This is a genomic window from Sphingobium aromaticiconvertens, assembly GCF_037154075.1.
GTDB classification, from domain to species: Bacteria; Pseudomonadota; Alphaproteobacteria; order Sphingomonadales; family Sphingomonadaceae; genus Sphingobium; species Sphingobium aromaticiconvertens.
Genome location: NZ_JBANRJ010000001.1, coordinates 4,552,077 through 4,579,044 on the forward strand (window position 1 = coordinate 4,552,077; position 26,968 = coordinate 4,579,044).

General features: G+C 62.4%; 19 protein-coding genes and 2 pseudogenes. 15 read left to right on the forward strand and 6 right to left on the reverse strand.

Features of this window, described 5'->3' with window-relative positions:
* Positions 1-14: 14 nt before the first annotated feature.
* From WFR25_RS22055 to WFR25_RS22065, 3 genes are all read left to right on the forward strand, one after another.
* On the forward strand, positions 15-1,172 hold the full coding sequence (locus WFR25_RS22055; RefSeq protein WP_336973720.1) for a four-carbon acid sugar kinase family protein: 1,158 nt from the start codon (positions 15-17) through the stop codon (positions 1,170-1,172).
* Positions 1,169-2,521: an Nramp family divalent metal transporter gene (locus WFR25_RS22060; protein WP_336973722.1), complete on the forward strand. Its 1,353-nt coding sequence runs from the start codon at positions 1,169-1,171 to the stop codon at positions 2,519-2,521. The genes WFR25_RS22055 and WFR25_RS22060 overlap by 4 nt, the downstream gene beginning before the upstream one ends.
* Before the next feature lie 138 nt (positions 2,522-2,659).
* Positions 2,660-3,940 carry an MFS transporter gene (locus WFR25_RS22065; RefSeq protein ID WP_336973725.1) on the forward strand — a complete coding sequence of 427 codons (1,281 nt, stop codon included), beginning with the start codon at positions 2,660-2,662 and terminating at the stop codon, positions 3,938-3,940.
* Between the two features lie 216 nt (positions 3,941-4,156).
* Here the strand turns inward: WFR25_RS22065 and WFR25_RS22070 are convergent, their stop codons facing one another.
* The 5 genes from WFR25_RS22070 to WFR25_RS22090 all read right to left on the reverse strand — a co-directional run bounded on the left by WFR25_RS22070 (position 4,157) and on the right by WFR25_RS22090 (position 11,870).
* Positions 4,157-5,173, reverse strand: a complete 1,017-nt coding sequence (locus tag WFR25_RS22070; protein WP_336973726.1) for a fatty acid desaturase family protein — start codon at positions 5,171-5,173, stop codon at positions 4,157-4,159.
* Positions 5,174-5,413: 240 nt separating this feature from the next.
* The gene (locus WFR25_RS22075) at positions 5,414-8,461 is read right to left on the reverse strand and encodes a TonB-dependent receptor plug domain-containing protein (protein ID WP_336973728.1); all 3,048 of its coding nucleotides are present in this window, start codon (positions 8,459-8,461) and stop codon (positions 5,414-5,416) included.
* 93 nt (positions 8,462-8,554) lie between these two features.
* The gene (locus tag WFR25_RS22080; RefSeq protein WP_336973730.1) at positions 8,555-10,042 is read right to left on the reverse strand and encodes an FGGY family carbohydrate kinase; all 1,488 of its coding nucleotides are present in this window, start codon (positions 10,040-10,042) and stop codon (positions 8,555-8,557) included.
* Positions 10,042-10,998, reverse strand: coding sequence for a transketolase family protein (locus WFR25_RS22085; RefSeq protein ID WP_336973732.1), 957 nt, complete (start codon positions 10,996-10,998; stop codon positions 10,042-10,044). Before WFR25_RS22085 ends, WFR25_RS22080 begins: the two co-directional genes overlap by 1 nt.
* Positions 10,995-11,870, reverse strand: coding sequence for a transketolase (locus WFR25_RS22090; RefSeq protein WP_336973734.1), 876 nt, complete (start codon positions 11,868-11,870; stop codon positions 10,995-10,997). Before WFR25_RS22090 ends, WFR25_RS22085 begins: the two co-directional genes overlap by 4 nt.
* A 170-nt stretch (positions 11,871-12,040) precedes the next feature.
* Between WFR25_RS22090 and WFR25_RS22095 the strand changes: the two genes are divergently transcribed.
* The 10 genes and pseudogenes from WFR25_RS22095 (at position 12,041) to istB (WFR25_RS22140) (ending at position 24,794) form a co-directional block, all read left to right on the forward strand.
* On the forward strand, positions 12,041-12,853 hold the full coding sequence (locus WFR25_RS22095; RefSeq protein ID WP_336973736.1) for a DeoR/GlpR family DNA-binding transcription regulator: 813 nt from the start codon (positions 12,041-12,043) through the stop codon (positions 12,851-12,853).
* Positions 12,854-12,926: 73 nt separating this feature from the next.
* Entirely contained in the window at positions 12,927-13,907 is a 981-nt protein-coding gene (locus WFR25_RS22100) for a sugar phosphate isomerase/epimerase family protein (protein ID WP_336973738.1), read from the forward strand.
* Positions 13,908-13,921: 14 nt separating this feature from the next.
* Entirely contained in the window at positions 13,922-15,271 is a 1,350-nt protein-coding gene (locus WFR25_RS22105; RefSeq protein WP_336973740.1) for a pectate lyase, read from the forward strand.
* Positions 15,268-18,402 carry a family 78 glycoside hydrolase catalytic domain gene (locus tag WFR25_RS22110; RefSeq protein ID WP_336973741.1) on the forward strand — a complete coding sequence of 1,045 codons (3,135 nt, stop codon included), beginning with the start codon at positions 15,268-15,270 and terminating at the stop codon, positions 18,400-18,402. The genes WFR25_RS22105 and WFR25_RS22110 overlap by 4 nt, the downstream gene beginning before the upstream one ends.
* Positions 18,403-18,412: 10 nt before the next feature.
* Positions 18,413-19,504: a sialidase family protein gene (locus WFR25_RS22115; protein ID WP_336973742.1), complete on the forward strand. Its 1,092-nt coding sequence runs from the start codon at positions 18,413-18,415 to the stop codon at positions 19,502-19,504.
* Between the two features lie 87 nt (positions 19,505-19,591).
* Positions 19,592-19,957: pseudogene (locus WFR25_RS22120) on the forward strand (FAS1-like dehydratase domain-containing protein); the annotation flags it as partial.
* A 113-nt stretch (positions 19,958-20,070) separates the two neighbouring features.
* Positions 20,071-21,594: an IS21 family transposase gene (gene istA / locus WFR25_RS22125; protein WP_336968217.1), complete on the forward strand. Its 1,524-nt coding sequence runs from the start codon at positions 20,071-20,073 to the stop codon at positions 21,592-21,594.
* Positions 21,584-22,366 (forward strand): IS21-like element helper ATPase IstB, encoded by a 783-nt coding sequence (gene istB, locus WFR25_RS22130; protein WP_336968219.1) that lies wholly within the window; start codon positions 21,584-21,586, stop codon positions 22,364-22,366. The genes istA (WFR25_RS22125) and istB (WFR25_RS22130) overlap by 11 nt, the downstream gene beginning before the upstream one ends.
* Before the next feature lie 311 nt (positions 22,367-22,677).
* A complete protein-coding gene (gene istA / locus WFR25_RS22135; RefSeq protein WP_336971437.1) occupies positions 22,678-23,937 on the forward strand; it encodes an IS21 family transposase in 1,260 nt (419 codons plus the stop codon).
* Positions 23,934-24,794, forward strand: a complete 861-nt coding sequence (gene istB, locus WFR25_RS22140; protein WP_336971434.1) for an IS21-like element helper ATPase IstB — start codon at positions 23,934-23,936, stop codon at positions 24,792-24,794. Before istA (WFR25_RS22135) ends, istB (WFR25_RS22140) begins: the two co-directional genes overlap by 4 nt.
* Positions 24,795-24,845: 51 nt before the next feature.
* Here the strand turns inward: istB (WFR25_RS22140) and WFR25_RS22145 are convergent, their stop codons facing one another.
* The gene (locus WFR25_RS22145) at positions 24,846-25,277 is read right to left on the reverse strand and encodes a hypothetical protein (protein ID WP_336973744.1); all 432 of its coding nucleotides are present in this window, start codon (positions 25,275-25,277) and stop codon (positions 24,846-24,848) included.
* Here WFR25_RS22145 and WFR25_RS22150 point away from each other — a divergent pair.
* Together WFR25_RS22150 and WFR25_RS22155 are read left to right on the forward strand one after the other, a co-directional pair.
* Positions 25,277-25,555, forward strand: coding sequence for a hypothetical protein (locus WFR25_RS22150; RefSeq protein ID WP_336973745.1), 279 nt, complete (start codon positions 25,277-25,279; stop codon positions 25,553-25,555). The genes WFR25_RS22145 and WFR25_RS22150 overlap by 1 nt on opposite strands.
* Positions 25,556-25,647: 92 nt before the next feature.
* Positions 25,648-26,905 (forward strand): annotated as a pseudogene (locus WFR25_RS22155) (tyrosine-type recombinase/integrase).
* Positions 26,906-26,968 lie beyond the last annotated feature (63 nt).

Sequence of the window (26,968 nt, forward strand, 5' to 3'; positions counted from 1 at the left end):
GAAGAGGATTCCCCTTGTCGACGCACATCGTTCTGGTCGCCGACGATTTGACCGGCGCGCTCGACAGCGTCGTGCCGTTCGCCGAACGCGGGCTTTCAACCCGTGTCGCCGTGGACACCGCGCATATCGACGCGGCGCTTGCGGACAATCCCGACATATTGGCCATCAACACGCAAAGCCGTTCGGAACCCGCGACCATCGCCACCGCCCGGATCGCTGCGCTGTGGGACCAGATAGCATCCTTTTCCCCTTCTCTGGTCTTCAAGAAAGTCGATTCACGGTTGAAGGGGCAGGTATCCGCCGAGATTGCCGCCCTCCTCCATGCTTCGGGTCGCAGCGAGGTCCTCGCCTGCCCAGCGGCCCCGTCGCTTGGCCGTGTCGTGATTGCAGGGCATGTACAGGGCCATGGTATCGACCAGCCGATCAGCGTTGCCGAACGACTGGGGGCCGAACGCCTGGGGACCGAACGACTGGGAACAGGCGATTTCCCCTGCCAGATACGCGATGCCCGAACCTGGGAGGATATGCGCGATATAGCCCGGACAGCATTGACCTATCCGTCTCGCACTCTGGTTGTCGGCGCCCGTGACCTTGCCGCCGCCATCGCCGAAAGGACCATGATATCGACCGCATCGGCGCCCGCACAGGCGTTACGTCCTGCCTTGCCGATCATAGTGGCCATCGGGTCACGCGACCCGATCACTCAGGCGCAGATCGACCATCTGCGGGCGCATTGCCCCGACCTGCTCGACTGTCCAGCACCCGATGGGATGGTGTCACCACCCACCGACAGGACCGAAGCACCCATCATCCTCGTCCGCGCAACGAAAGGCCGTGGGAATCCTGCGCCGGAAGATGTCGCGCAACGGCTGGCGATGGGCGTTGCAGGGATAATGGCGGCACGGCAGCCGCGCACCGTGCTGGCCTGTGGCGGCGACACCGCCTTCGCGCTCGCCGGGGCGTTGGATCATGGTGTCCTCACGCCCTGCCACGAACTGCTGCCCGGCATCCCGTTCAGCCATTTCGGAGATCATAGCGGCATGGCCTTCATCGCAAAGTCGGGCGGTTTCGGTTCGCCGGACGCCCTGTCGGCAATCGTCAGCCTCGCGTGCAGTGCCGCGCCCCGGATCGTTCCTGCCCCCGCCATCATTCCGGCGCAGGTCGCGCGATGACCATGCCCGATGACAAGGGGACAGCGGCCCTGACCGGCCTGCCGCAGCGGGCCGTTCCCCAGGGGTTTGGCGCGCAACTGCGCGGCTTTGGCCCCGGCCTGGTCCTTGCCATGACCTTCCTTGGTACCGGCGACCTCATCAGTTCCAGCATCTCGGGCGCCAATTACGGTTATGCGTTGATGTGGACGCTGATCGTGGCGTTGGGTGCGCGTTATTTCACCATATCGTCCATCGCGAAATACAAGTTACAGAACCGCTTTGGCGACCATTCATTGATGGCCGGATTTCGCCGGGTCTGGCGCGGCTTTCCCATGTTCTTCGCTATCACCATGCTGGCTTATGGCATGATCGTGCAGGCCGCCTTCCTGCGCGCCGGGACGGTTGGCCTGTTCGAGCTGACCGGGCGGAGCGGCGGTGAATGGGGACATTTCTGGTGGGGCGTGCCGATCGTGCTGGCAACGGCAGTCGCCCTGACACGCGGCAGCGCCTTTCGCTTTCTGGAGTGGAGCGCGCGGCTGGCTTCGATCGTCATCATCGGCGCCTTCCTCTTTGCACTGGTCAGCATCGGTCATGTCGACTGGTCAGCGCTGCTGCGCGGCCTGACCTTTGACATTCCGCCCGACAATGGTCCCTTCGACGCACTATTCATCGCGGTTGCGACCATCGGCACGATCGGCGGATCGGCAGCCAACCTTCTCTATCCCTATTTCATGGCCGAACGGGGATGGGATTCGCCCGAACATCGTCCAGCGCAGCGGTTCGACCTGATTTCCGGGATGCTGCCGCTGCTGCTCATCAACCTGATGATCTGGGTGGTCGCGGCCGAGACTATCCGGGGAACCGGCGTCACCATTTCCAACGAAGCGGGCCTGGCGAAGATGATGACGATGGCGGTGGGGCCTGCCGGCCCCTCGCTGCTGTGGATCGCCTTCGCGCTCAAGGCCTTCACCAGCTTTCCCGCTCAGGCACATGGCTTTGCGCGGTTGACGTTCGACGGCCTGCATCTGGGTACGCGGCGCGGCGAACACTTTGAGGGGGTGACGGCCGACCCGTGGTTCAACCGGGTGATGATCGGCTGCTTCATCATCGTGCCCCTGCTCGTTACCGTGCCGGGCGCGCCGGACCTTGTGCATATCAGCGTGTTCGGCACCAGCGTCGTCACCGCGCTGACACTGCCGCCGATCCTGATCGGTGTCCTCCTCATGACCTCCAGCCGTCGATTCATGCTGGACGCGCATGTCAACCGCTGGTGGGAGACGCTGATTCTACTGGTGATCGCGGCCATCGGCACCTGGTCGCTTTACGCCATCCTCACCAATCTGAGCGATGCAATCGCGCGGGTGGCGTGAGCATCGCGTTGGGCTGAACGACCGCCTGAGGCGGGCATAGACCGCGCAAAAGCGCTGGCCAACAAATTCATATTATAATATGAGTTTAAGCCTGACGGCCGCTGGCGAATATCAGCGGCACCGGGAGAGAGAGACATCATGACCACAGCCACCGACAGTCCCGTCATCCCGGATGATCGTACCGACTGGAAGAATACCATTCTTGCCGGCCTTGCCAATTATATTGACGCTGGCTCGATCGTGGCCGGGTCCGCCGCGCTGGCCCTGTGGGTCGAAACCTACAAGCTCAGCAACAATCTGGTCGGCATGATCGGCGCCTTCGGCCCCAATGCGATCTCGGCCGGTATCGGTGCGCTGATCGGGGGACGGCTGTGCGATCTGTTCGGGCGCAAGAAGATCTACCAATATGATATGCTCTTCTATGCCTTTGGCATGCTTTGGCTGGTCTTCGCGATGAATGCGTGGATGATCGTGCTGGGCTTTTTCCTGGTGGGCCTGGCCGTGGGCGCGGACATTCCAGCATCCTGGTCGCTGATCGCCGAAATGGCGCCCAAGGGTGCCCGCGGCAAGCATAGCGGCGTCGCGCAGGTGCTCTGGTATATGGGGCCGGTCGTCGTCCTCCTGATGTTCCTCGTCCTGACCCCGCTTGGCCTGCTGGGCGCGCGGATCGTGTTTGCGCATCTTGCGATCCTTGCCCTCGCGCTTACCTTCCTGCGATCGAAGATGCAGGAATCGCCGCGCTGGCTGGAGGCGCAGGCCAAGGATGCGGCCTCCACCGCGCCGCGCGCTCGAATGCGCGACCTGTTCACCCGCCAGCATCTCGCCTCCATGGCGTTCCTCGCGGGCATGTATGTCTTCTGGAACCTGTGGGCCGGGACCAACGGCTTCTTCTTCCCCTATATCCTGCGAACCGTGGGCGATCAGAGCCAGGCCATGGCGGTGGCGCTTCAGGCCGGCAGCTTCTTCATCGGCATGCTGTCGATCGCCCTCATCTTCATGCGTTATGCGGACCGGGTGAACCAGCGGACCCTGTTCTTCTGGTCCGCCGTCATCCAGGTGATCGGCATGGCCCTGCTGGCGCTGTTCCCGCTCACCCTGCCGATGGCGATCCTGCATATCTTCCTGATGGCCGTGGGCCAGGGCTTTGGCGCGCAGTCCTTCTTCCAGCTATGGAGTTCGGAGATGTTCCCGACCATGCTGCGCAGCACCGCGCAGGGCATCATGTTCGCAGTGGTGCGGATCGTGCTGGGCTTCTGGAGCTTCTTCGTACCCTTCCTCACCTCGACCGCAGGCTTCCACACGCTGGCATGGATATTGACCGGTTTCCTGATGATCAGCGGGATCATCGGCATGATCGGCGCCCCGCGCAACGAAGGGAAGTCGCTGGAGGAACTGGAAGCAGCGCGACAAGCGGCCTGACGGCGGCGGCGAGGCGTTACCGAACTAGGATAGGGCGGGCCTGCGCGGCTCGCCCTTTTTTATTGGGCAATCGCGGCTAATGACCATTATCGGTTATCCAGCGACGGATTCGATGCCCACCCAAGTGCGGACGGGCAGTTCTTCCTCGCTCAATCCACCGCATCGTCGTATTTTGAGCGAATTTGGAATTCGGCTGCGCCAGCGTAGCGCTTGGCGTTACGGCTTCACCTCAGAGCGCGTGACGAGCACGTTCGTGCTTGTCGACGCGGGTGGCGGCATCAACTCCCTGATCACGCCCCAATAGCCCCGCGTGATGTGCGCGTCCGCCACATAGACCGGATCGGTCATTAAATGCGCATGCAGTCGGCGCAGATTGTGCCAAGGCACCGATGGGAACAGATGATGTTCCAGGTGATAGCTCACGTTGAGCGGCGCGATCAGGAACCGGTCGAGCAGAGTAGGGATGACGGTGCGCGTGCCGTTGAGCTCCCGCTCGTCGGCGACACCGTTATGCTCGGCCATTGCCCGAATTCGGTTAAAGACGTTTACCCAGATGAATTGCGGGATCATGAAAAGACCCAGTAGCTGCCAACGCAAGGGTGACCACAAGATCAAGCCGTAGACCAACAGGGCCCAGGCCACATAGCGGAGCCGCAGCGCCAGGCGATAATCGAAACCGAAGCGTCCAGGATTGTGGAAATTGGCAATGGGTGCCCAGACCCGACCGGCCCGCGCCACGCGATAGTAATTGAGGCCGATCACACTGCGGACCAGCAGCCAGACCATGGCCCCCCCGGCTTTCGGGAAATGCTGGTCGGGATCCTTTCGCTGGACGCGATAATCGTAATCGCGGACCGTATTGGTATGGCGGTGGTGCTGCATGTGGTTTGCGCGGTACAGATCGACGCTCATAAGGAGCGGATAGGCGACGAAAAGGTCGCCAATAAGATCGTTGAGGCGGCGATTGCTGAACAGCATCCCGTGGCACGCATCATGCATCATCATGGCCAGGCATTGGATCCGCGATCCGATGACGAAACCGGCAGCCAAGTAAACCGGAATCCAATCGACGTGGATCGCGATCGCGCCGGCCGCAATCACGATCGCCCACTGCAGGACCAGCAGCAGTGCGTTACGGCGGTTGTCGATGACGGAAAGTTGCCGGAGCAGCGCCAACGTGCCACGCCGCGAATATCGATATCCGGGTGGACGCTCCTTGGCGATTTCTTCCATGGGAATATGCTCCGAATGCCGCACTAGCCTGCAAGGGATGGGTATGATTGGCGCGAACCGGCGTCAAGCGTTGTTCCCTGATGCGTGCGGCAGTCAACAGCGTATCTCCGCAGTCGACCCGATGATTACCCATAACAGACATCACCCTGCGAACCGGCACGGCCGAGTCTCAATCAAGCGCGCACAAAAAAGGGAGCGACGCTCGCGCGCCACTCCCTTTCTCGTCGCTTTTAAGCCTGTTTACAGCTTGACGCGGAAGCCTGTGTAGAAGCGGCGACCGATCGGGTCATAGGTGCCCGAGGCTGTCTCCGTGCCGGTCACGCTGCCCGAAAGCCCGGTAATGACCGGCGGCGGCCCGACGTCCAGCAAGTTGTTCACGCCGAAGTAGAATTCAAATTCCTTGCTGACCTTCAGACGCATCTGGGCGTCAGTGTAGAATTTGGACCCAACCTTGAAATATTTCTTGTCCGGCAGCGATCCGTCGGCGAGCAGGAAGCGCGCACGATATTGATCGTCGAGATAGGACGCTCCGATATATTGACCGTTCAGGGTCAGGCCGAAGCTGTCATTGTCATAGCCGAGCGTTACGAACACGCGGTCCTTGGGCGTGTTGATCTCGCCGTCCGTCCGGTCGAACGCCGCACCGGTGAGCGGGACGCCGCCCTGCTTGATGAGGTGGCTCCAACTGACGGAGACATTAGCGGTGCCGCCACCCATGCCTAAGTCCGTCATCGGCTGACGGAAAGACAGGGTTGTGTCGATGCCCTTGGTCGTCAAACCGCCGCTGTTGATCAGCTGCGAATTGACCAATTCGATCGAACCGGCGCTATACGGCCCCGAAGCAACCGTACGACGCGTAATCAGGCTGCAGAATTCCTCATTACTGTTGTTGTAGCATTCCTGAAGGATGAAATCGCGGCTGGTGCGCGCGATCGCATCGTTGAGCTTGATGTTGTAATAATCAATCGTCAGCGTCAGGTTGCGCAGCGCATGGATGGAAACGGGGTTGATGACGGCCCCCAATGTCCAGGTCCGCGCCGTTTCTTCCTGAATGTTCGGATTGCTGACATTCAGGCCGCCGACACCCTGACGATCCGTCTGATTGAGCGTGAACACACCGCCGTTTGCATTGATGTTGGCCAACACGCCGGGGCTGGCGCGGCAGACGGTGCTGGTCGTGCCCGTGCTCGTTGCGGTAACGCCTGCGCATGGATCATTGACGGACCCCACGCTGACCGACGGGGCCGCGAACAGCTCACCGATATTGGGTGCGCGCACGGCATGGGCATAGACGCCGCGCAGGCGAATATCGGCCACCGGCGACCATTCAACACCGCCATTATAGGCGTAGAAAGTGCCGACCGTCGAATAGTCGGACACACGGGCCGCGCCACGTAGCGTCAGGTTATGGAAGAAAGGCGTGTCGTGGATCAACGGCACGACGATTTCGCCATAGGCTTCCTTCACGTTGAACCGGCCCGATGTATTGGTCTGCTGCACATAGGAGTTGCGCGCCGCGATGGAGAGCGGATCGAAGGTCTCGCGGCTGCTTTCCTTGCGATATTCAGCACCCACGGCGACCTGAACGTCACCGGCAGGCAGGCTGAACAACGCGCCAGACAGGCTGCCCGCCGCGACATGCATCGACTGCTTCGCGTCGCGAAGCGATGTCGCCTGAAGATAGGAGATGGCTTCAGGCGACACCTTGCCCGCGCCATAGACATTGTAGGGAACACAGCCCTGCGCGCGCGCCTCTGCGCTGGCGCAGATCGCTTCGGTTAGATTGCCGTTGCGATTGATGTCATAGACGTCGGGAACCACGTCAAGCGCCTGGATGGCACGATCCTGATTGATCAGGCCGCTCAGGCTGCTCGACGCCTTTGTTTCGCCCCAGCTATAGGAGGCTTCCCAGTTCCATTTCGAGCCGATCTTGCCCTCGGCGCCCACAACCATGCGCAGGTTGGTGCGATCGAAGGTGCCGATGCGTGGACCAAATTCGTTGATGCGTCGCGTGACGCCGATATCGCGGAAACCATCACCATTGGTGTCGGTTGCAAGGTTGTAAAGCGCGGTCGGCACCAGCGGGTTGATGACGCGAGTGAACTGCGCCGGGTTGCTGGGGTTCGCAAAATTCTGTTCGATATTGTAGCGACCATTGCCCTGGCGAAAGAGGCCCAGCGCGCCGGTCGCGACCAGCGGCGAAGGCTCCAGCAAGGCGCGCGACTTCACGTTGGCATAGGTGCCCTCTGCAAACACGCTGATCGCATCGCTGACGGCATAATTTGCGCGCGCGGCAAAGACGCGGCGCTCCAGTGGAACCGAAATGGCCTGATAGGGCGTCCGGTCGAATCCGTCGGTCGCGGCGTTGAACGGCCGGACCGTGCCACTCGCATCGACGATATAATTGCCGGTGCCCGCGTTGAACGTACCGGCAGGCACGACCGTCGATTTGTTGAGCTGTGGCGTGAACAGATTCTGCGCCGCCGTCAGGTTGGCGTCGGTGCGGTTGTTGCTGCGCTGAAGCGCGCCGAGGCTGGTCTGGTCGGTCCTGCTGCGCTCCCGCGCGCCGGACTCGATGCCGCCCTGCTTGGACCATCCACCATAGAGCATGATGTTGCCGCGGCCATCATCGAAGTTGCGACCGACGGTCAGGTTGAGCGAATATTGCTCGTCATCACCCTCATCCGAAATGCCGGTCTGGGCGTTGAGCGCCAGCCCGTCGAAATCCTTCTTGTAGATGAAGTTGACCACGCCAGCGACCGCATCGGAGCCATAGACCGCCGAAGCACCGCCGGTCAGCACGTCGACGCGCTCGACGAACGGGCTGGGGATCATGGTGAGATCGACCTGCGCCGTTCCGGGCACGCCCGCCACCACGCGGCGGCCGTCGATCAGCACGAGCGTGCGGTTTGCACCCAGCCCGCGCAGGTTGACGGTCGAGATACCGGCGCTGGTCGCGCCGAAGTTCGATGTATTGCGCGTCTGACCGGGGACGCCGAAGGCCGGGTTCATCTGCAGGACTTCCTGCACGTCGATCTTGCCGGTGTTCTGGATATCCTCGGCCGTGATGGCCTGAAGCGGCGATGGCGATGTCAGCGTCGGGCTTTTGATGCGGCTTCCCGTAACGACGATGTCGGCCACGCTTGCATTGCCTTCATTCTGCGGCGCGACGGTGCTCTGTGCATAGGCGCCGGTGGCACCCAACAACGTCAGTACACTTGATCCCGCCAGAAAGACTGCGCGCAGCCGGGACGGCACGCCAGCTTGGCCCTTTTCAGACATATCCATAACCATTTCCCCTCCAAAATTCAGGCGGTGTCCGCCTGATGTTTGCTTGTTTTGCGACCGTTTTCCGGCGTCTTTTCTGAAATATATTCGGCGCTAAGCTGCGCCAGTCGCTCCTACCGCGCGCGCCACCGCATCCCGCCAGAGGCGCCAGATCCGCGCCCGATCGACGGGCAGCATGGCCGGGTTGAAAATCTCCGCTTCGCCGTGCCCCGCACCCTCGACAGGCAGACCCAGCGCCTCGCAGGCCAGACGCGCCACACCCAGAGCACTGGCTTCGGTCACGCCCGGTCGAACGATCACATGGTCAGCCAAGTCAGCCAGTATCTGCATCAACAGGTCGTTGCGCGCCGCCCCGCCATCGACGGCCAATTGCGACGCAGCCATGCCCAGATCCGCCTCTATCGCGGCCAGCACATCGCCGATCTGGAGCGCAATCGCCTCCAGCGTGGCCCGCGCGACATGGGCGGGGCGCGTGCCCATCGACATGCCGCTGATCGTGCCGCGCGCATCGCTGCACCAGTGCGGCGCGCCCAGCCCGGCAAGAGCGGGCACGAAGACAACGCCGTCGCTGTCGGCAACTGTGGCGGCAAGCGCGGTCAACGCCTGCTCATCCGCCAGCCCCAGCAGCGCCGTCGCAAAGGCGGCGGCATGGCCGGAGATGGAGATATTCCCCTCCAGCGCATGCTGCGGGACGCCGCCCCGATGCCAGGCGATCGTGCTGGACAGGCCGTGGCTTGAGCGCACCCGTGCAGGCGTCGCGGTCATCAGCGAACTGCCGGTGCCGATCGTCGCCTTGGTCGCGCCTGCCTCAGTCGCACCCGCACTATGGTGGAACAGCGCCGCATGACTGTCCCCCATCATCGCATGGACGGGGGTGCCGGGAGCCAGTGATGCCAGACCGACCGCAACCATGCCAAAGCGGCTGTCCGATCCCCGGATTTCGGGCAACAGGCTCATCGGCACATCGAACAGGTTCGCCAGTTCGGCGTCCCACGCCAGCGTCTCCAGATTGAAGAGTTGCGTGCGCGAGGCATTGCTGTGATCGGTAGCGTGGACGATTCCGCCCGTCAGCTTCCAGAGCAGCCAGCTATCAATCGTGCCACACCGCAATTCGCCGCGCTCTGCACGCTCCCGCGCGCCGGGAATCGCGTCGAGCAACCAGCCGATCTTCGCCGCCGGGAACAGCGGGTCGAGTCCAAGGCCGCTGCGCGCGATAATCGTCGCCTCATGCCCCGCTGCACGCAACGCCGCGCAACGATCAGCCGAACGGCGGCATTGCCAGATGATGGCCGGGGCGATCGGCTGGCCCGTGTCTGCGTCCCACAGCACCACCGTCTCGCGCTGGTTGGAAATGGCCAGGGCCGCCACGGTGACGGCAGGTTCGGCTGCGACCATCTCGGCGATCAGACCTGCGACGGCCTCCCAGATCGCATCGGCCGATTGTTCGGCCCAGCCCGGCTGCGGATATGTCACCTGCATCGCGCGCGAACGCGACAGCAGGATGCGGCCATCGGGCGCCACCAGCAGCGCCTTTGTGTTGGTCGTGCCCTGATCGATAGACAGGATGACCGGGGCGCTCATCAGCCGACCTTTACGCCAAGCAGATCGCGCGCCGCTGCTGCGATGCCATCCGCATTCAGTCCGAACCGGTCCATCAGCCAGGCGGCTGACCCGGTCGGCAAGAAGCCGGGAAAGCCCAGCATCCGCATCCGCACCGGCACATTTTGCGCGCAATATTCCGCGACCGCACCGCCCAGCCCACCATGCGCCAGCCCTTCCTCCGCCGTCACAATGGAGCCAGTGGCAGCCGCGTCGGCGATGGCCCGTGTGTCGATCGGGGAGACGGTCGCCATGTTGATGACCCGCGCCGAAACACCTTCTGCCGCCAGCGCTTCCGCCGCCGCAAGGGCGCGGTGGACGAGCGTGCCGTTGGCGATGATCGCAATGTCGCCGCCCGCGCGGAGCGTTTCCGCCTTGCCGATATTGAACACCGGCTTGTCGCGCGCCAGTTCCGGCACGGGCATCCGGCTGATGCGGATATAGACCGGCCCGTCATGGGCAACGGCAGCCTTGATCGCCTCTGCCGTTTCCCACGGGTCGGCGGGCACGATCACCGTCAGCTTGTCGATCGCGCGCAGCCAGGCGACATCCTCGATACTGTGGTGCGTCGCGCCCAGTTCGCCATAGGCCACGCCGCTGGATATGCCGCACAGCTTCACATTGGCCTGGCTATAGGCGCAGTCGGCCTTGATCTGCTCCAGCGCACGGGCGCTCAGGAAACAGGAGGCGCCGCTGACGAACGGGATCTTCCCGCCATTGGCCAACCCCGCGCCCACGCCGACCATATTCTGTTCGGCAATGCCGACATTGATCAGGCGACGGGGAAAACGATCCCGAAACTTGCCGAGCTTCGACGATCCGACAGAATCATTGACCACGGCAACGATCCGCTCATCGGCGACCGCCAGTTCCTCGATCGTATGCACATAAGCGTCACGGCAATCGAACATTCCCGTTGGGGCAGCAGCAGCGCTCATTGGCCCATCTCCGCTTCCAGCTCGGCGATCGCCTGCGCATATTGTTCGGCATTGGGGACGCCATGATGCCATGACGCCTGATTTTCCATGAAGCTGACACCGTGTCCCTTGAAGGTGTTGGCGATGATGCAACGGGGCTTGTCGCGCGGCTCACAGGCCGCATCAAGCGTTGCCAAAACGGCGGCATGGTCGTGGCCGTCCATCTCCTCAACTTCCCAGCCGAAGGCCCGCCATTTGTCCGCCAGCGGCTCCAGTGCATTGGTGTCTTCGGTGCCCGCGCCCTGTTGCAGCCGGTTGCGATCGACGATGACGGTGAGTTGCCCCAACCCGCGATGACCCGCAAACATGGCCGCTTCCCACATGCTGCCTTCCTGCAATTCGCCGTCGCCGGTGAGCACGAACACGCGATAGTCGGCCTCGTCGATCTGCGCGGCTACGGCAATGCCGACAGCGACGGGCAGGCCGTGCCCCAGCGGTCCGGTATTGGTTTCGACACCCGGCAGATAGGTCCGGTTGGGGTGGCCGTTCAGCCGGGATTCGGGCTTGAGATAGGTATCCAGATCGGCTTCGGGGAAAAAGCCAGCGCCCGCCAGCGCGCTATAGAGCGCGCCAGTGCAATGACCCTTGCTCATTACGAAGCGATCGCGGTCGGGCGCATTGGGCGCAGCCGGATCAATTCGAAGAATATCAAAATATAGGGATGAGATGACGTCTGTGGCCGAAAGGTCGCCACCAGGATGCCCCTGCCCCGCATCGACGATCATCCGCAACAGGCGGCGGCGCATCCAGTTTGCGCGCTCCCGCACATGCGCAGCGCGGTTTTCCAGCGATTCCGCGCGTGCCCCCCTGGAGCGCCTATCAACCGATACCATCAATCAGAATCCTCTCTCTTGCTCACTTCATAACTCTGCCCGAAATAAAGCGCAAGGAATGTACTTTCGATTTTTTTCGTTTCGTATAAATTCTAGAAAAATTGACAATATGCGAAAGGGCACGATAAACCGATCAAAGAGCGGTCAGGCCAGCAAGGACGATGGAGAGCGTGAGTGGCAACGAAAGTCCGGGCCGGATGAAGGGGCCGTCGCAAAGCAAACTGTTGGGCGAAACCCGTCGCGGCAAGATACTCGAATGGCTTCAGGAAGAGGGCAGCGCCCGCGTCCGCGTGCTGGCCGAGGCGTTCGCCGTGTCCGAAGTGACCGTGCGCCAGGATCTGGAGAAGCTGGAAGCGGAGGGACATATCGAGCGCGAGCATGGCGGCGCTTTCCTGAAGTCCGTGCCGCAGCAGGTCCGTTCCATGGCCCTGCAACATCAGGCCCATCTGGACGCGAAGGAGCGGATCGGCCGCGCCGCCGCTGCGCTGGTGCGCGACGGGGAGACGATCATCCTCGATTCCGGCTCTACCACCACCGCCGTCGCCGCCCATATGCTGGGCCGACGCGACCTGACGGTCATCACCAATGCCCTCAACATCGCGCTGATGCTGGGCGCCGAACCTGGGTTCGAGGTGCATATGACCGGCGGCCATTTCAAGGCGCCCACCCTGTCGCTCAGCGGGGAGCGGTCGGCGGATTATTTCAAGGGCCTTTATGTCCAGCGGCTGTTTCTGGCGACGGCGGCGCTCGACCTCGACAGTGGCCTCACCTACCCCGCCCTGTCCGACATCGCGGTCAAGCGCGCGATGATCGCGGCGGCCGAAAAAGTCTGTCTGGTCGCCGATTCCAGCAAGATCGGCCAGCGGTCCTTCACCGCACTGGGCGGCCTGGACCTCATCCACATGCTGATCACGGATGACGGCATCCGCGACGAAGACCGCCGGGCGATCGAAGCCGCCGGGATAGAGGTCATCGTCGCCTGAAAAAACCGGCGGCCCACGGGCCAGCCACAGAAACGCACGCAAAACTGTCTAGAAACAGGCAAGAGGAACTATCATGGGCAAGCAGAAATTCGGCGCGGGCATCTGGCATTTTGCGACCTATGTGGATCGTTACGCCACCGACGGCTATGGCGAGCCACGCTCGCTGATCGAGATGATCGACCTTGCGGGGCAGGTGGACGACCTGACCGTGGTCGACATCAACTATCCGTTCGTCGACACCAGCCTTTCGCTCGACACGGTGGGCGAAGCGCTGAAACGCAACAACCTGTCGGTCATCGGCATCACCCCGGAAATCTACACCCGCCAGTTCGCCAAGGGCGCCTTCACCAATCCCGATCCGGGCATCCGCCGCCTCGCCAATGAAATGGTCAATGATGCCGCCAATGTCGTGCGCCATTTTGGCGCGGACTATGTAAAGCTGTGGCCGGGCCAGGATGGATGGGATTATCCCTTTCAGGTGGATCACAAGGCGCTGTGGCGGATGAGCGTGGAGGGCGTGGCCGAAGTCGCCAGCCAGAATCCCGACCTCAAATTCGTGATCGAGTACAAGCCGCGCGAGCCGCGCGTGCATATGAGCTATGACAGCGTCGCCCGCACCCTGCTGGGTATCGAGCGGATGGGCCTGCCCAATGTCGGCATCCTGCTCGACTTCGGCCATTCGCTCTATGGCGGCGAATCCCCCGCCGACGCCGCGCAACTGGCGATCGATCATGGTCGCCTGTTCGGCATGGATGTGAACGACAATCTGCGCAACTGGGACGACGATCTGATCGCCGGCACCGTACATCCGATCGAGCTGTTCGAATTCTTCTACACGCTGCGCAAGAACAAGTGGGAAGGCGTGTGGCAGCTCGACCAGTTCCCCTTCCGCGAGGACAGCGTCGCCGCCGCCAATTCCGCCATCGGCTTTTTGAAGGCCGTGGAGCGCGCGCTGGACAAGCTGGATTTCGAGGCGATGCAGGCAGCGCAGGATCGGCAGGATGCGGTGGCGGCGATGAATCTGGCGCGTCAGGCGCTCTTTACCTCCTACTGAACGGAGCGGACAGGATGATGCGTCGGATGGCCCTTTGCGGCCTGCTCGCCTTTGCGCTTTCGCCCTGCCCGGCAGCGCTGGCGACCAGCGCCCCCATGCTCGCCTTTCCCGGCGCGGAGGGCGCGGGGCGCTTTTCGAGCGGTGGGCGTGGCGGGCGGGTGATTGCCGTCACCACCTTGGACGATTCCGGCCCCGGCAGCCTGCGCGCGGCGGTCGAGGCGAGCGGCCCGCGCATCATCGTCTTTCGCCTGTCCGGCACGATCGCGCTGAAGTCCGAACTGGTGATCCGCAACGGGCAGGTGACGATCGCGGGCCAGAGCGCGCCGGGCGACGGCATCACCCTGCGCGATCATATGCTGCACGTCGCCGCCGACGATGTCGTGATCCGCTATATTCGCTCGCGCCTTGGCAGCGCCTCCAACAGTCAGGAGGATGCGATCACTGTCAGCTATGGGCATCGCGTCATCCTGGATCATGTCTCTGCTAGCTGGTCGATCGATGAATCGCTTTCGACCTCGGCCGATTTTTCCAAGGCGGATGAAGGCATCTGGGACGTGACGGTGCAATGGTCGATCATCGCTGATTCACTTGCCCATTCGGTCCATGTGAAGGGCGATCATGGCTATGGCAGCCTGATCCGCGGCGCACACGGGTCGAAGATCAGCTATCACCATAATCTGTGGGCCAATCATCTCGATCGGATGCCGCGCCCCGGCAATTATACCCTGCCCGACAAGGACAGGGTCGGGCCGCAAATGGATTTCCGCTCCAACGTCTTCTACAATTGGGGCAAGGACCGGTCCGGCTATAATTATGATGTATCCACCGCGATCGGCTATAATTTCGTCGATAACAGCTATATCGCCGGGCCGGACAGCAAGGGCAATAGCGCGTTCGAGGAACGCAACCAGCTCGCCCATGCCTATTATCTGGGCAACAGCATGAACGGGGCGATCCCGGCGGATCAGCATGGTCTGGTCAAGGGCAATATTCCGCCCGGATACTGGCTCGACCAGCCGACAGACGTTGGCCCGGTCGCGCGCGACACGGCTGGACAGGCCTATGGCCGGGTGCTGGCCAATGCGGGCGCGTCACGAGTACGCGATGCCGTCGATCAACGGATCGTCGATGGCGTGCGGACCCGGACGGGACGGATCATCAACACGGAACGCGATGACGGCGGCTGGCCCGCGCTCAAATCCCTGCCCGCGCCCCGCGACAGCGATGGCGACGGCATGCCCGACGCCTGGGAACGGGCGCACGGCCTCAACCCCCGCCGCGACGACGGTGCAGGCGACCGCAATGGCGACGGCTGGACCAATATCGAAGATTATCTGAACGGGCTGGCAGGAGCATCACAATGAACATCGTCGACCTGCGTGCCGAACGGACCATAGACCTGCTGGGAACGCAGGTGACGAAGCCGCGCCTGTCCTGGCGCATGGAGGCCGAGGAGCGAGGCGTGATGCAGGCCCGCTATCGCCTTCGCGCGGCAGAGAGCATGGAGGTGCTCGCTGCCGATACGCCCCTGCTTTGGGACAGCGGCGCGGTGGACAGCGACGCCTGTTTCGACATCGCCTATGATGGCCCGGTGCTTACGTCCACGCAGCGCGTCTGGTGGGACGTCGAGATCACCGACACGCTTGGCCGCACGGCCCGCGCCGCACCCGCCTGGTTCGAAACCGGGCTATTGTCGCCGGACGACTGGCGGGCGGACTGGATCGAGGCGGAGGATGGGCAAGCCGCTGCCGATCGCGCGGCGGGCCTGCAATGGATATGGACCGCCAAGGCGCTGGACGACCGCCCCCATGCCTTCCGGCTCGATTTCGATGCGCCCGAGGATATCGTGCGCGCCGACATCCTGCTCGCGGGCAAGGATCATATGCGCGGCGTCTGGATCAATGGCGTGGCGAAGGCACCCGATGCCCTGCCAAATGCGCTTGGCTGGGACACGATGCTGCCTTTCTGGGGTTCGCTCCTGCCGTTCGAGGGGGAAATCCGCCCCGGCCACAACAGCATTTGCGCGCTGGTGGAGGCCGATACGACCGGCTTCTTCCCGGTCGATGGCGGCGCATTCGCGGCGCTGATCCGTTTGCATTGCAAGAACGGCCGGATCGACCGCATCGTCAGCGGGCCGGACTGGCGCGTCCGGCCCTCCCCGCCCGAAGGATGGACCGCCCCGGCGTTCGACGCACAGGATTGGGAACGCCCGGTCAAAAGCGGCTCCGAAGCACAGGGCGACCCGCGCCCAGCCGAACCGACGATGCTGCTGCGCACGGACTTCAAGCCCAAGGCTCCAGTCGTCGCGGCGCGGCTCTACGCGACCGCGCTTGGCGCCTATGACGCCCGTATCAACGGCCAGCGCGTGTCGAACGCCTTTCTTGCGCCCGAAATCACTGTCGCAAAGAGCCACCTCCTCTACCAGACCTATGACGTGACCGCGTTGATCGCGGAGGGCGACAATGTGCTGGGGGCGATCGTCGGCGATGGCTGGTATGCCAGCCCCTTTGGCTGGCGGGTCGAACGCTACGGCTTTGGCCCCGCCCCGCGCCGTTTCCGCGCGCAATTGCGGCTCGACTATGCGGACGGCAGCCATGAATGGGTCGCCACTGGTCCCGACTGGCAGATTGGTCAGTCGCCGATCGTCTCGTCCGAAATCTATGACGGCGAAACCTATGATGCGCGGTTGGAGCAGGCGGGATGGGACGCCCCCGGTTTCGATACCTCCGGCTGGGGTCAGGCGAAGGTCGGCGCGGCCCCGCAAGCAACGCTGATCGCCCAGACCTCGCCCCAGCTAGAACGGATGGGAACGCAGCGGGCGATCAGCATTACCCAGCCGCAACCGGGCCGCTTCATATTCGACTTCGGCCAGAATTTTTCCGGCTGGGTCCGCATCCGCGCCAAGGGACCTGCGGGCACCTGCATCACTGCTAAGTTCTCCGAACTCCTCTATCCCGATGGCACCGCCGACCTTTCGAACCTGCGGCTCGCCCGCGCGACCGATGCCTTCATCCTGCGCGGCGATGCGGCTGGAGAGACGTTCGAGCCACACTTTACCTATCATGGCTTTCGCTATGTCGAAGTGGAGGGCTATCCGGGCGAGCCGACAGCGGATGATATAGAGGGCGTCATCCTCTATTCCGCCTGCCGCAAGACCGGCGCGATGGACTTCGCCAACCCGCTGCTCCAGCAGATCTGGAACAATGGCGAGTGGAGCCAGCGCTCCAACTTCTTCGCGGTCCCCACCGACTGCCCCCAGCGCGACGAGCGCATGGGCTGGATGGGCGACATTCAGGTGTTCCTCGACGCCGCCGCCTTCAACATGGAGGTCGATCCCTTCATCCGCCGTTTTCTGCTGGAGGCACGCGCCGCGCAGCGACCCGACGGCGCCTATCCCATCGTCGTGCCCCAGCCCCTCTCTTTCCCCGATGTGGTGACGGCGGGCTGGAGCGAGGCGGGCATCATCCTTCCCCATGGCCTGTGGCAGCGCTATGGCGATACTGCCGTCATCGACGAAAATTGGGACGCGATGGAGCGGTGGATGGCCTATGTCGCCCGCGACAATCCCGATCATATCTGGCGCAACGATCGAGGACTGGATTTGGGCGACTGGCTGTCGGTGGACGCGATCAAGCCGGACGACGAGACGACACCGCGCATCCTGTGCGCCACCGCCTATTGGGCGTTCAGCGCGCAATTGATGGCGGAAATGGCGCAGGCGACGGGCCGCGCGGTGGCAGCGGCCCACTACGCCGCGTTGCGCGCCGCCATTGGCGAGGCCTTCGCCGCCGAGTTGCTGGATGGCGCGGGCAAGGCAGGCAATGGCAGTCAGGCGAGCCAGATATTGGCGCTTGCCATGGACCTTGTGCCAGCCGCCCAGCGCGCCCCCGCCGCGCAAATATTGGTCGATGATATTCGCGCACGGGGCATGAAGCTCTCCACCGGCTTCCTTGGCACCCCCTATCTGCTTGACGTGCTGGCCGATGCGGGCGCGTGGGACGAGGTGAGCGGCCTGCTGCTCCAGACCGCCTATCCGTCCTGGGGCTATATGCCATCTGTCGGCGCGACGACGGTGTGGGAACGGTGGAATGGCGATGTCGGCGACCTGTCGATGAACAGCTATAATCATTATGCCTTTGGCGCGGTCATCGGCTTTTTCTATCGCCGCCTTGCGGGGCTGGCGGCGGCTTCCCCCGGCTTTCGTCGTATCGCGGTGCGGCCTGTCTGGTTGCCACAGGTCGGCCGGGTAGAAGCGCGCTATGAATCGGCGGTCGGGACGGTCGCAACGACGGTGGATGGCGACGACGCAGGGCTTGCGCGGCTGGACCTCATCGTACCGGCCAACTGCGCCGCCGATGTCGAATTGCCCCGCGCTTTCGCGTGGAGCGAAGGCAGCCAGTCGGTGGAGGCCCATCCCGACATTCGCGACGTCCGGGTCGAAGGCGACCTGCTGCGCTTCACGGTCGGGGCCGGTCATTATGCCTTCGCGCGCTGAAGAACAGGGAATGGCACTGAACCGTCGCCTGCCTGCACTCGCCATCGTCATGGCCTGCCTCGTTTCGACGGCGGCGCCATCGTCCTCACCGATCCTGCAAAGCCAGTTCATCTACGACAGCGCACCCTATCCGCAGGCGCATGCCTCAACTCTGGCGGAAACGCAGGCTGGCACGATCGTCGCGGCATGGTTCGGCGGCACGCGGGAACGTGATCCCGATGTCACCATCTATGCCGCGCGCCGGATAAAGGATGTGTGGCAGGCCCCGGTGAAGGTCGCCGATGGCGTGCAGCCGGACGGCACCCGCCTGCCCACCTGGAACCCGGTGCTGTTTCAGCCGCCCAAGGGACCACTGATCCTCTTCTACAAGGTCGGTCCCAATCCCCGCGAGTGGTGGGGCATGGTGACGACCTCGACCGATGATGGCCGGACATGGAGCAGGCCCCGCCGCCTGTCCGACGGTATATTTGGTCCGATCAAGAACAAGCCCGTCGCGCTGCAGGACGGAAGCTGGCTTTCTCCGTCCAGCATGGAAGAAGGCGACGCAAAGACCGCCCGATGGTCGCTTCATTTCGAGCGCAGCGTCGATGGCGGCAAGAGCTGGACCAGGTCCGCTCCCGTCGCCTCCCCCGAAGGACTACAGGCGATCCAGCCCAGCATCCTGTTCCACAAGGACGGATCGCTGGAGGCGATCGCCCGCACGCGACAGGGCGCGCTCGCCGTGACATGGTCGAAGGACCAGGGCAAAAGCTGGTCGCCGCTGGCCGCGATCGATCTGCCCAATCCCAATTCCGGCACCGATGCCGTAACGCTGGCGGACGGGCGCCAGTTGCTGGTTTATAATCACAGCGCCCACAGCCGGGAACGGCCGGGCAAGGGATTGCGCTATCCCCTGAATGTCGCGCTCTCCAACGATGGCGTTCGCTGGCACAACGTTCTGACGCTGGAAAGCAAGGCGCTGCCCAGCGGCTATGCCTATCCCGCCGTGATACAGGCGCGCGATGGGCGGGTGCATATCAGCTACACCTATAACCGCGTCCGCATCCGTCATGTCGTGCTGGCACCCGATGCCCTGCCGCCCCTTCCTGTGGATCAACGCTGAAGCGGCGCACAGTCCAAATTCGTCAAGCGCCTGTTCACCACCGTCGCTAGCGTCACTCCGAAGAGAGATTTCGACAGGAGAAGATGTGTGACGACGCCAACGCTCGATTGCTCCGATATTGACCAATATCTTGGCAAGCCCATGCAGCCCGCCCGCATGGTCGAAGCCATTAATAATGGCGATATACGCCGCTGGGCACAGGCGATGCACTATGCCAACCGCTTGCATTACGACCATGGCTATGCCGCACAGAGCCGCTGGGGCAAGCTGGTCGCCCCGCAAAGCTTTGCCGTCACGATGGACTGCGCCCATGGCTCCGCGCCCGCCTGCATGGGTGGCATTCCCAATTCCCACTTGCTGTTCGGCGGCGACGAATGGTGGTTCTATGGCCCGCGCATGACGGCAGGCGACCGCATCTGGAACGAGCGCATCCCGTTCGACTATACGATCAAGTGTTGATTGCCGTTGAGAAGTGACCCGGGGAAGCCAGTAATTTCCACTGAGAAGTGACCCATGTTTGAACACGTCCCTGGCTTTGACGAGCGGGGGACCATGGAGTGTTGGACATGGCATTATTGAGCGTTATCCGGCGGTGGCATTACCGCGATCATCTATCGATCCGGGAGATAGCCAGGCGCACCGGTCTTTCCCGCAACACCGTTCGTAAATATCTGCGGTCGGACACGATCGAGCCGCAGTTCAAGGTGCCGGAGCGACCGAGCAAGCTGGACCCGTTCGTCGAGCGGCTGACAGCCTGGCTGAGGCGGGAGATGGGCCGTCCGCGCAAGCAGAAGCGCACGGTCAAGCAGTTGTATGCCGATCTGGTGAGCCTCGGCTTTGACGGTTCCTATGGCCGTGTCGCGGCCTTTGCCCGGGACTGGCGTGATGATTATCGCCGCCAGCAGCAGATGAGCGGCAGAGGCACCTTCGTGCCGTTGTCCTTCGCACCGGGTGAGGCGTTCCAGTTCGACTGGAGCGAGGACTGGGCGATCATCGATGGCGTGCGCACCAAGCTGCAGGTCGCGCACTTCAAGCTCAGCTACAGTCGCGCCTTCTTTGTGCGGGCCTATCTACTGCAGACCCACGAGATGCTGTTCGACGCCCATAATCATGCGTTCCGCGTGCTGGGCGGCGTGCCGCGACGCGGCATCTACGACAACATGAGGACTGCCGTCGACAAGGTCGGGCGCGGCAAGAGCCGGACCGTCAACGCCCGCTTCCTGACGATGGTGAGCCATTATCTGTTCGAGGCCGAGTTCTGTAATCCGGCCGCTGGGTGGGAGAAGGGCCAGGTCGAGAAGAACGTGCAGGATGCACGGCATCGCCTGTGGCAGCCTGTCCCCCAGACTCAGAGCCTCGACGCTTTGAACATCTGGCTGGAGGAGCGCTGCAAGGCGCTATGGCAGGATATTCCGCACGGAATCGAGCCCGGGTCTGTCGCTGATGCCTGGGCGGATGAGGTGGCGAGCCTGATGCCGACAGGCAGGGCGTTCGATGGCTTTGTCGAGTATGGCAAGCGGGTCTCACCGACCTGCCTCGTCCATCTCGAGCGCAACCGCTACAGCGTGCCGGCGTCGTTCGCCAACCGCCCCGTCAGCCTGCGCGTCTATCCCGACCGCTTCCTGGTGGTCGCCGAGGGACAGTTGCTGTGCGAACACCAGCGTATCATCGAACGATCCCACGATGGGCCGGGGCGCACCGTCTATGACTGGCGCCATTATCTGGCGGTGGTGCAGCGCAAGCCAGGTGCCCTGCGCAATGGGGCGCCGTTCCTTGAACTGCCTGATCCCTTCCAGCGGCTGCAGCGGCATCTGTTGCGGTCTCCTGGCGGTGACAGGGAGATGGTCGAGATCCTGGCCCTGGTGCTGCATCATGACGAGCAGACCGTGCTGACGGCCGTCACGATGGCGTTGGAGGGGGGCGTTCCAACCAAGACCCATATCCTCAACCTCCTGCACCGTCTGCTCGACGGCAAGCCGCTGACAACGCCGCCGGTCACGGCGCCACAGGCGCTGAGACTGGTCAGCGAGCCGATGGCCAATGTCGAGCGCTATGACGCTCTGCGTCGGGAGAGCCGCCATGCGTCATGATCCCGCCAGCGGCGCTATTATCGTCATGCTGCGCAGCCTCAAGATGCACGGCATGGCGCAGGCCGTTACCGATCTCATGGAACAGGGTGCACCGGCGTTCGATGCCGCCATCCCGATCCTGTCCCAGCTCCTGAAGGCGGAGACTGCTGAACGAGAGGTGCGATCGGTATCCTATCAACTCAAGGCTGCGCGGTTCCCGGCCTATCGCGACCTGGCAGGCTTCGACTTCGCCAGCAGTGAGATCAACGAAGCGCTGGTGCGCCAGCTTCACCGCTGTGAGTTTATCGACGTTGCCGACAACATCGTGCTGGTCGGCGGCCCCGGCACCGGCAAGACCCACATCGCGACAGCGCTGGGCGTTCAGGCCATCGAGCATCATCGAAAACGGGTGCGGTTCTTCTCCACCGTCGAGTTGGTTAATGCGCTCGAACAGGAGAAGGCCCAGGGCAAGGCAGGCCAGGTCGCCGGAAGGCTCGCCCACGCCGATCTCGTGATCCTCGATGAGCTCGGCTATCTGCCGTTCAGCGCCTCAGGCGGTGCATTGCTGTTCCATCTGCTCAGCAAACTTTACGAGCGCACCAGCGTCATCATCACCACCAACCTCAGCTTCAGTGAATGGGCCACCGTGTTCGGTGATGCCAAGATGACCACAGCGCTGCTCGATCGGCTGACCCATCACTGCCACATCCTTGAAACCGGCAACGACAGCTTCCGGTTCAAAAACAGCTCTGCTCAGCAGCCCACAGCGCGAAAGGAGAAAACCTCATCTTGACCCAACGGTGACATCCGAAACATAATCGCAAGGTGGGTCACTTCTCGATGAAAACCCCGGGTCACTTCTCAACGGCAATCAACAGTGTTGGGAGACATAACTCCCTTCTGTGTAGCTTTGCGCAGATCGTCGGTAAGTTTGATATCGATGCGGTCGTCAGACCTGTCAGTGGGCGTGTAATTCTCCGCAATAGTGGGCTTTGAAAATTCCCTGGTTGGCTGACCCGCCGGCCCATTTTGCCGGGGCTAGCCCCGGCAAAATGGGCTTCGCCGACATCCATGCCATCTCCGCATTGCGGGGAGGCGGTGTCGATGGTCCGACTTGGAGAACTGATGATGATTCTGGAGCTGCACCGACAGGGTGTCCCGATCACCGCGATTGCGCGGCGGACGGGGCGTGACCCGAAGACCGTCCGCAAATATATCGAGCGCGGTATCGAGGCACCGGCCTATGGTCCGCGTAGCGTTGGGCGGCCGAGCAAGCTGGCACCGTATCTCGACTTCCTGCGCGAGCGGGTAACCGCATATCCCGAGCTCAGCGCCGCGCGACTGACCCGCGAGATCCGCGAACTCGGCTATGTCGGCGCCTATACCGCGGTGAAGCGTTACCTCGCCGCGATCCGGCCCGAGAATGGGCCCAGGCCCTACGAGGTGCGGTTTGAGACGCCGGCGGGCGTCCAGGCGCAAGTGGACTTTGCGCGGTTCGTGGTCGACTTCGCCGACGATCCCGGCACGACGCGGATCGTATGGCTGTTCAGCCTGGTGCTGGGACACTCGCGGTTCCTGTTCGCCCGCTATGTGCTGCATCAGGATCTGCAGACGCTGCTGCGGTGCCATATGCAGGCGTTCGACGCGCTCGGTGGGGTGCCGATCGAGATCCTGTACGACCGGATGAAGACCGCAGTAACCGGCGAAGACGATCAGGGGCATATCGTCTACAATCGCTCGCTGCTGGCGCTGGCGCGGCATTACCGCTTCCAGCCGCGCGCTTGTCGACCATACCGGGCCAAAACGAAGGGCAAGGTTGAGCGACCGTTCCGCTACATCCGCCAGGACTTCTTCGTCGGGCGCCGCTTCCGCAATCTGGAGGATCTGAACGCGCAGCTGATCGACTGGCTCGACACGGTCGCCAATGTGCGCGTCCATGGCACCACCCAGCAAGTGATCGCTGAGGCCTTTGCTGCCGAGCAGGGCGAGTTGCAGACCCTGCCTGAACATCGGTTCGACGCCGTGCTCAAGCTCGAGCGGCGGGTCAGCCATGACGGGTTCGTCGCGATCGGCGGCAACTATTACAGCGTACCTGACCGGACTAGGCGCGTGGTCGAGGTGCAACAACTGCCGGACATGATCCGGATCCTCGACCTCGGTACTGTCGTCGCCGAACATCCCGTTATCGAGGGCCGCAAGCAATACCGCATCGATCGCAGCCACCGCACTGGCGGCAGCGGCAGGCGCAAGACAATGAGCGCGGCCGGAATCACCATCGGACGGATCGGCGACCATGTGCCGACGAGGCCGCTGGACATTTATCAGGCGATCGGCGCCCAGCTCGCGATCGGAGGCCGGCCATGACGCTCACCAGCAGCGCATCGCGGGTCGATAATATCCGTCACAGCCTGGTCGGGTTGAAGATGCCGCGCGCACTCGAGATGCTCGATGCTACGCTACGGCGGATCGAGCGCGGCGAGATCGACGGCATCGAGGCGATCGACGATCTTCTCACCGAGGAACTGTCCCTGCGCGAGAACCGCCGAATCAAGGCGGCGCTGCGGATGGCGCGGTTGCCGATCCTCAAGACGCTGGCGGGCTTTGACTTCTCGTTCCAGCCGTCGCTCGATCGGGGCCGCGTCATGGCGCTCGCCGGGCTCGACTTCATCAACCGCGCCGAGGTCGTCCATCTGCTCGGCCCGCCCGGCACCGGCAAAAGCCATCTCGCCACCGCGCTCGCGGTCGAGGCGGTCCGCGCCGGCAAAAGTGTCTACTTCATCCCGCTCGCCGACTTGGTCGCGATCCTCGCCAAGGCCGAGCGCGAAGGCGTGCTGCGCGAGAAGATCCGGTTCCTGTGCCGCTCGTCGCTGCTTGTGGTCGACGAGATCGGTTACCTCCCGGTCACGCCGGGTGGCGGCAATCTGTTCTTCCAGCTGGTCAACGCGCGATATGAAAAAGGCGCGATGATCCTCACATCGAATCGCGGCTTTGCCGAATGGGGCGACGTGTTCGGCGATCCCGTCGTCGCCACCGCTCTGCTCGATCGGCTGCTCCACCATGCCGTCGTCGTCCAAATCGAAGGCTCCAGCTACCGCATGCGCCAGCATGCCGACCTTCTACCCGAGCACAGCAGATCAAGCTCTCCCATCAACCCGCCGCCAACGCCGAAACGGCGCGGGCGGCCACCATTAAAGGCGCCATCCGATCAAGCGTACGGCTGATCACCGACATCAATCCGCCCAGCCAAAGCAGGGAATTTTAGGCGCCCACTTTTAGGGAAACTTCGGTGCCCGTTGACACAGACCATCGAAGGTTTGCTTGCCGATATGGGTCAGAACCCTTTTTAGGAGGAGGATACGATAGCGGACGGACAGCTGATCCGTCTTCGTTTCGAATCGGTCGATGTAGGCATCGATCCCGACAGAAACCTTCGTCCCTTTTTCGGTCTTACCTGAATAGGCTTTGACGAGTTGCTGGTGGTAAAGGTCATCGGCAAACCGATATGCCTGATGTTCGTCGGTGCTACGAGTTGAACGGTAGATATATCCCGTCTGCCCCGGTGCCTTGATCCGACACATCCAGATGGGTTTTTTATAATCTCCACGCAGGAAGAGATAGATCCCTCCTTCCCGAAATGTTTTGGATTCCAGCACATTCTTACCGGTCTCAGATTTTCCATCCGGAGAATCAGTCAGTAAATCCATTGGTTCGCTGGAATGAGATTTTCCCAAAATCCGTCTCCGATATCCGGTATCCGCATGCGATCCGTATACATGTATTTTTGGATTTTGGGGAACTGGGCACCTTGCGGATCGCTCCAGAAACCATTGATTTATCGATGATTTCTGGAGCGGGCGAAGGGATTCGAACCCTCGACCCCAACCTTGGCAACCCGATTTTCGGGGCTACGCCAGAATTCGCCAATCTACGATTTTCTACGCCTTTTCAAATGGATATTGCCATCACGGCTACGACGCAGTAACCTCTGATTTGCCACGAAACGACCGATTTTTATTACGTCCTTATTACTTTTCGGTTTTTCAAGGCTCGCGTAATAAAATGGAGGAGGTGTGCATGGCACAGGCCAAGCTCAACAAGCGAACGGTCGATGCTCTCAGCCCGCCCACGTCGGGCCAGGGGTTCGTTTGGGACACCGAGATCAAAGGGTTTGGGGTTCGCATAGGGCCGACCGGCACCAAGACCTTCGTTATTCAATACATGAACAGGGAAGCCCGCATCAGGCGCGTCAAGATCGGTCGCTTCGGCGTACTGACCGTGGATCAGGCGCGCGATCTGGCGAAGATCAAGCTTGGCGAGGTTGCTGCCGGCGAAGACCCTGCCGAAGAGGCACGTCGTGCGCGTAAGGAGATGACCGTCACGGAACTGTGCGATTGGTATCTGACGGAGGCTCGTGCCGGCAGGATTCTCGGCCGCAAGAACCGTCCGATCAAGAAATCCTCGCTGGCGATGGATGAAAGCCGGATCAAGACGCATATCAAGCCCCTGATCGGCAAGCGCATAGCGCGACATCTGACAATCGCCGACGTCGAGGCAATGCAGGACGACGTCAAAAATCATAAGACGCAGAAGAGCCGCAGCGGCGGGCGTGGTGGTAAGGCAACCGGTGGTCCCGGCGTTGCTGCGCGCTGCCTCGGAACGATCCAGGCGATCTTGGGCCATGCCAAGCATAAGGGGTTGCTTTCCGAACACCCCACCAAAGGCGCCAAGAAACTGGCAGGCAATAAGAAAACCCGTCGACTCAGCGTTGCAGAGATCGAAACGCTGGGCAAGGCGATGGTCTATGCAGAGCAGCAGGGCGTTAGTCCGACTGGGATTTCGGTGATCAAATTGTTGCTCCTGACTGGATATCGCCGTGAAGAAGGCCAAGCCATGGAGCGCGCATGGGTAAACCCGATGGGCGGTTTTGTCGCCTTCCCCGACACCAAAACCGGCGGGCAAATCCGGGCGATCGGACCAGAAGCAATCAAGGTAATCGTTGCGCAGCCACAGGTTGCAGGCAATCCCCATGTTTTCCCGGCCACAACAGGCGACGGCCCCTTCACGGCGGCCAGCGCCTGTCTTCAACGTATCTGCGGATTTGCAGGCATAGTGGGCGTTACGCCCCACACCTTGCGGCATACTTTCGCCAGTATTGCTGCCGAACTTGGTTTCTCCGAACTGACGATCCGCGCGATGCTGGGTCAATGTGACGCAGGACTATATTCACGTCGATGAAGCCCTGAAACTGGCCGTGCGACGCACGTCAGATGAAATCGCCAAACTGCTGGCACAAGGTGCCGCCAAGCTTGACCGCCTGCGACTGGTCGCCTGATGGCCGGCGCTAGACATATGGTAACGTATACGTTACTATAAAGGCTATGAGTTGATAGTTCAG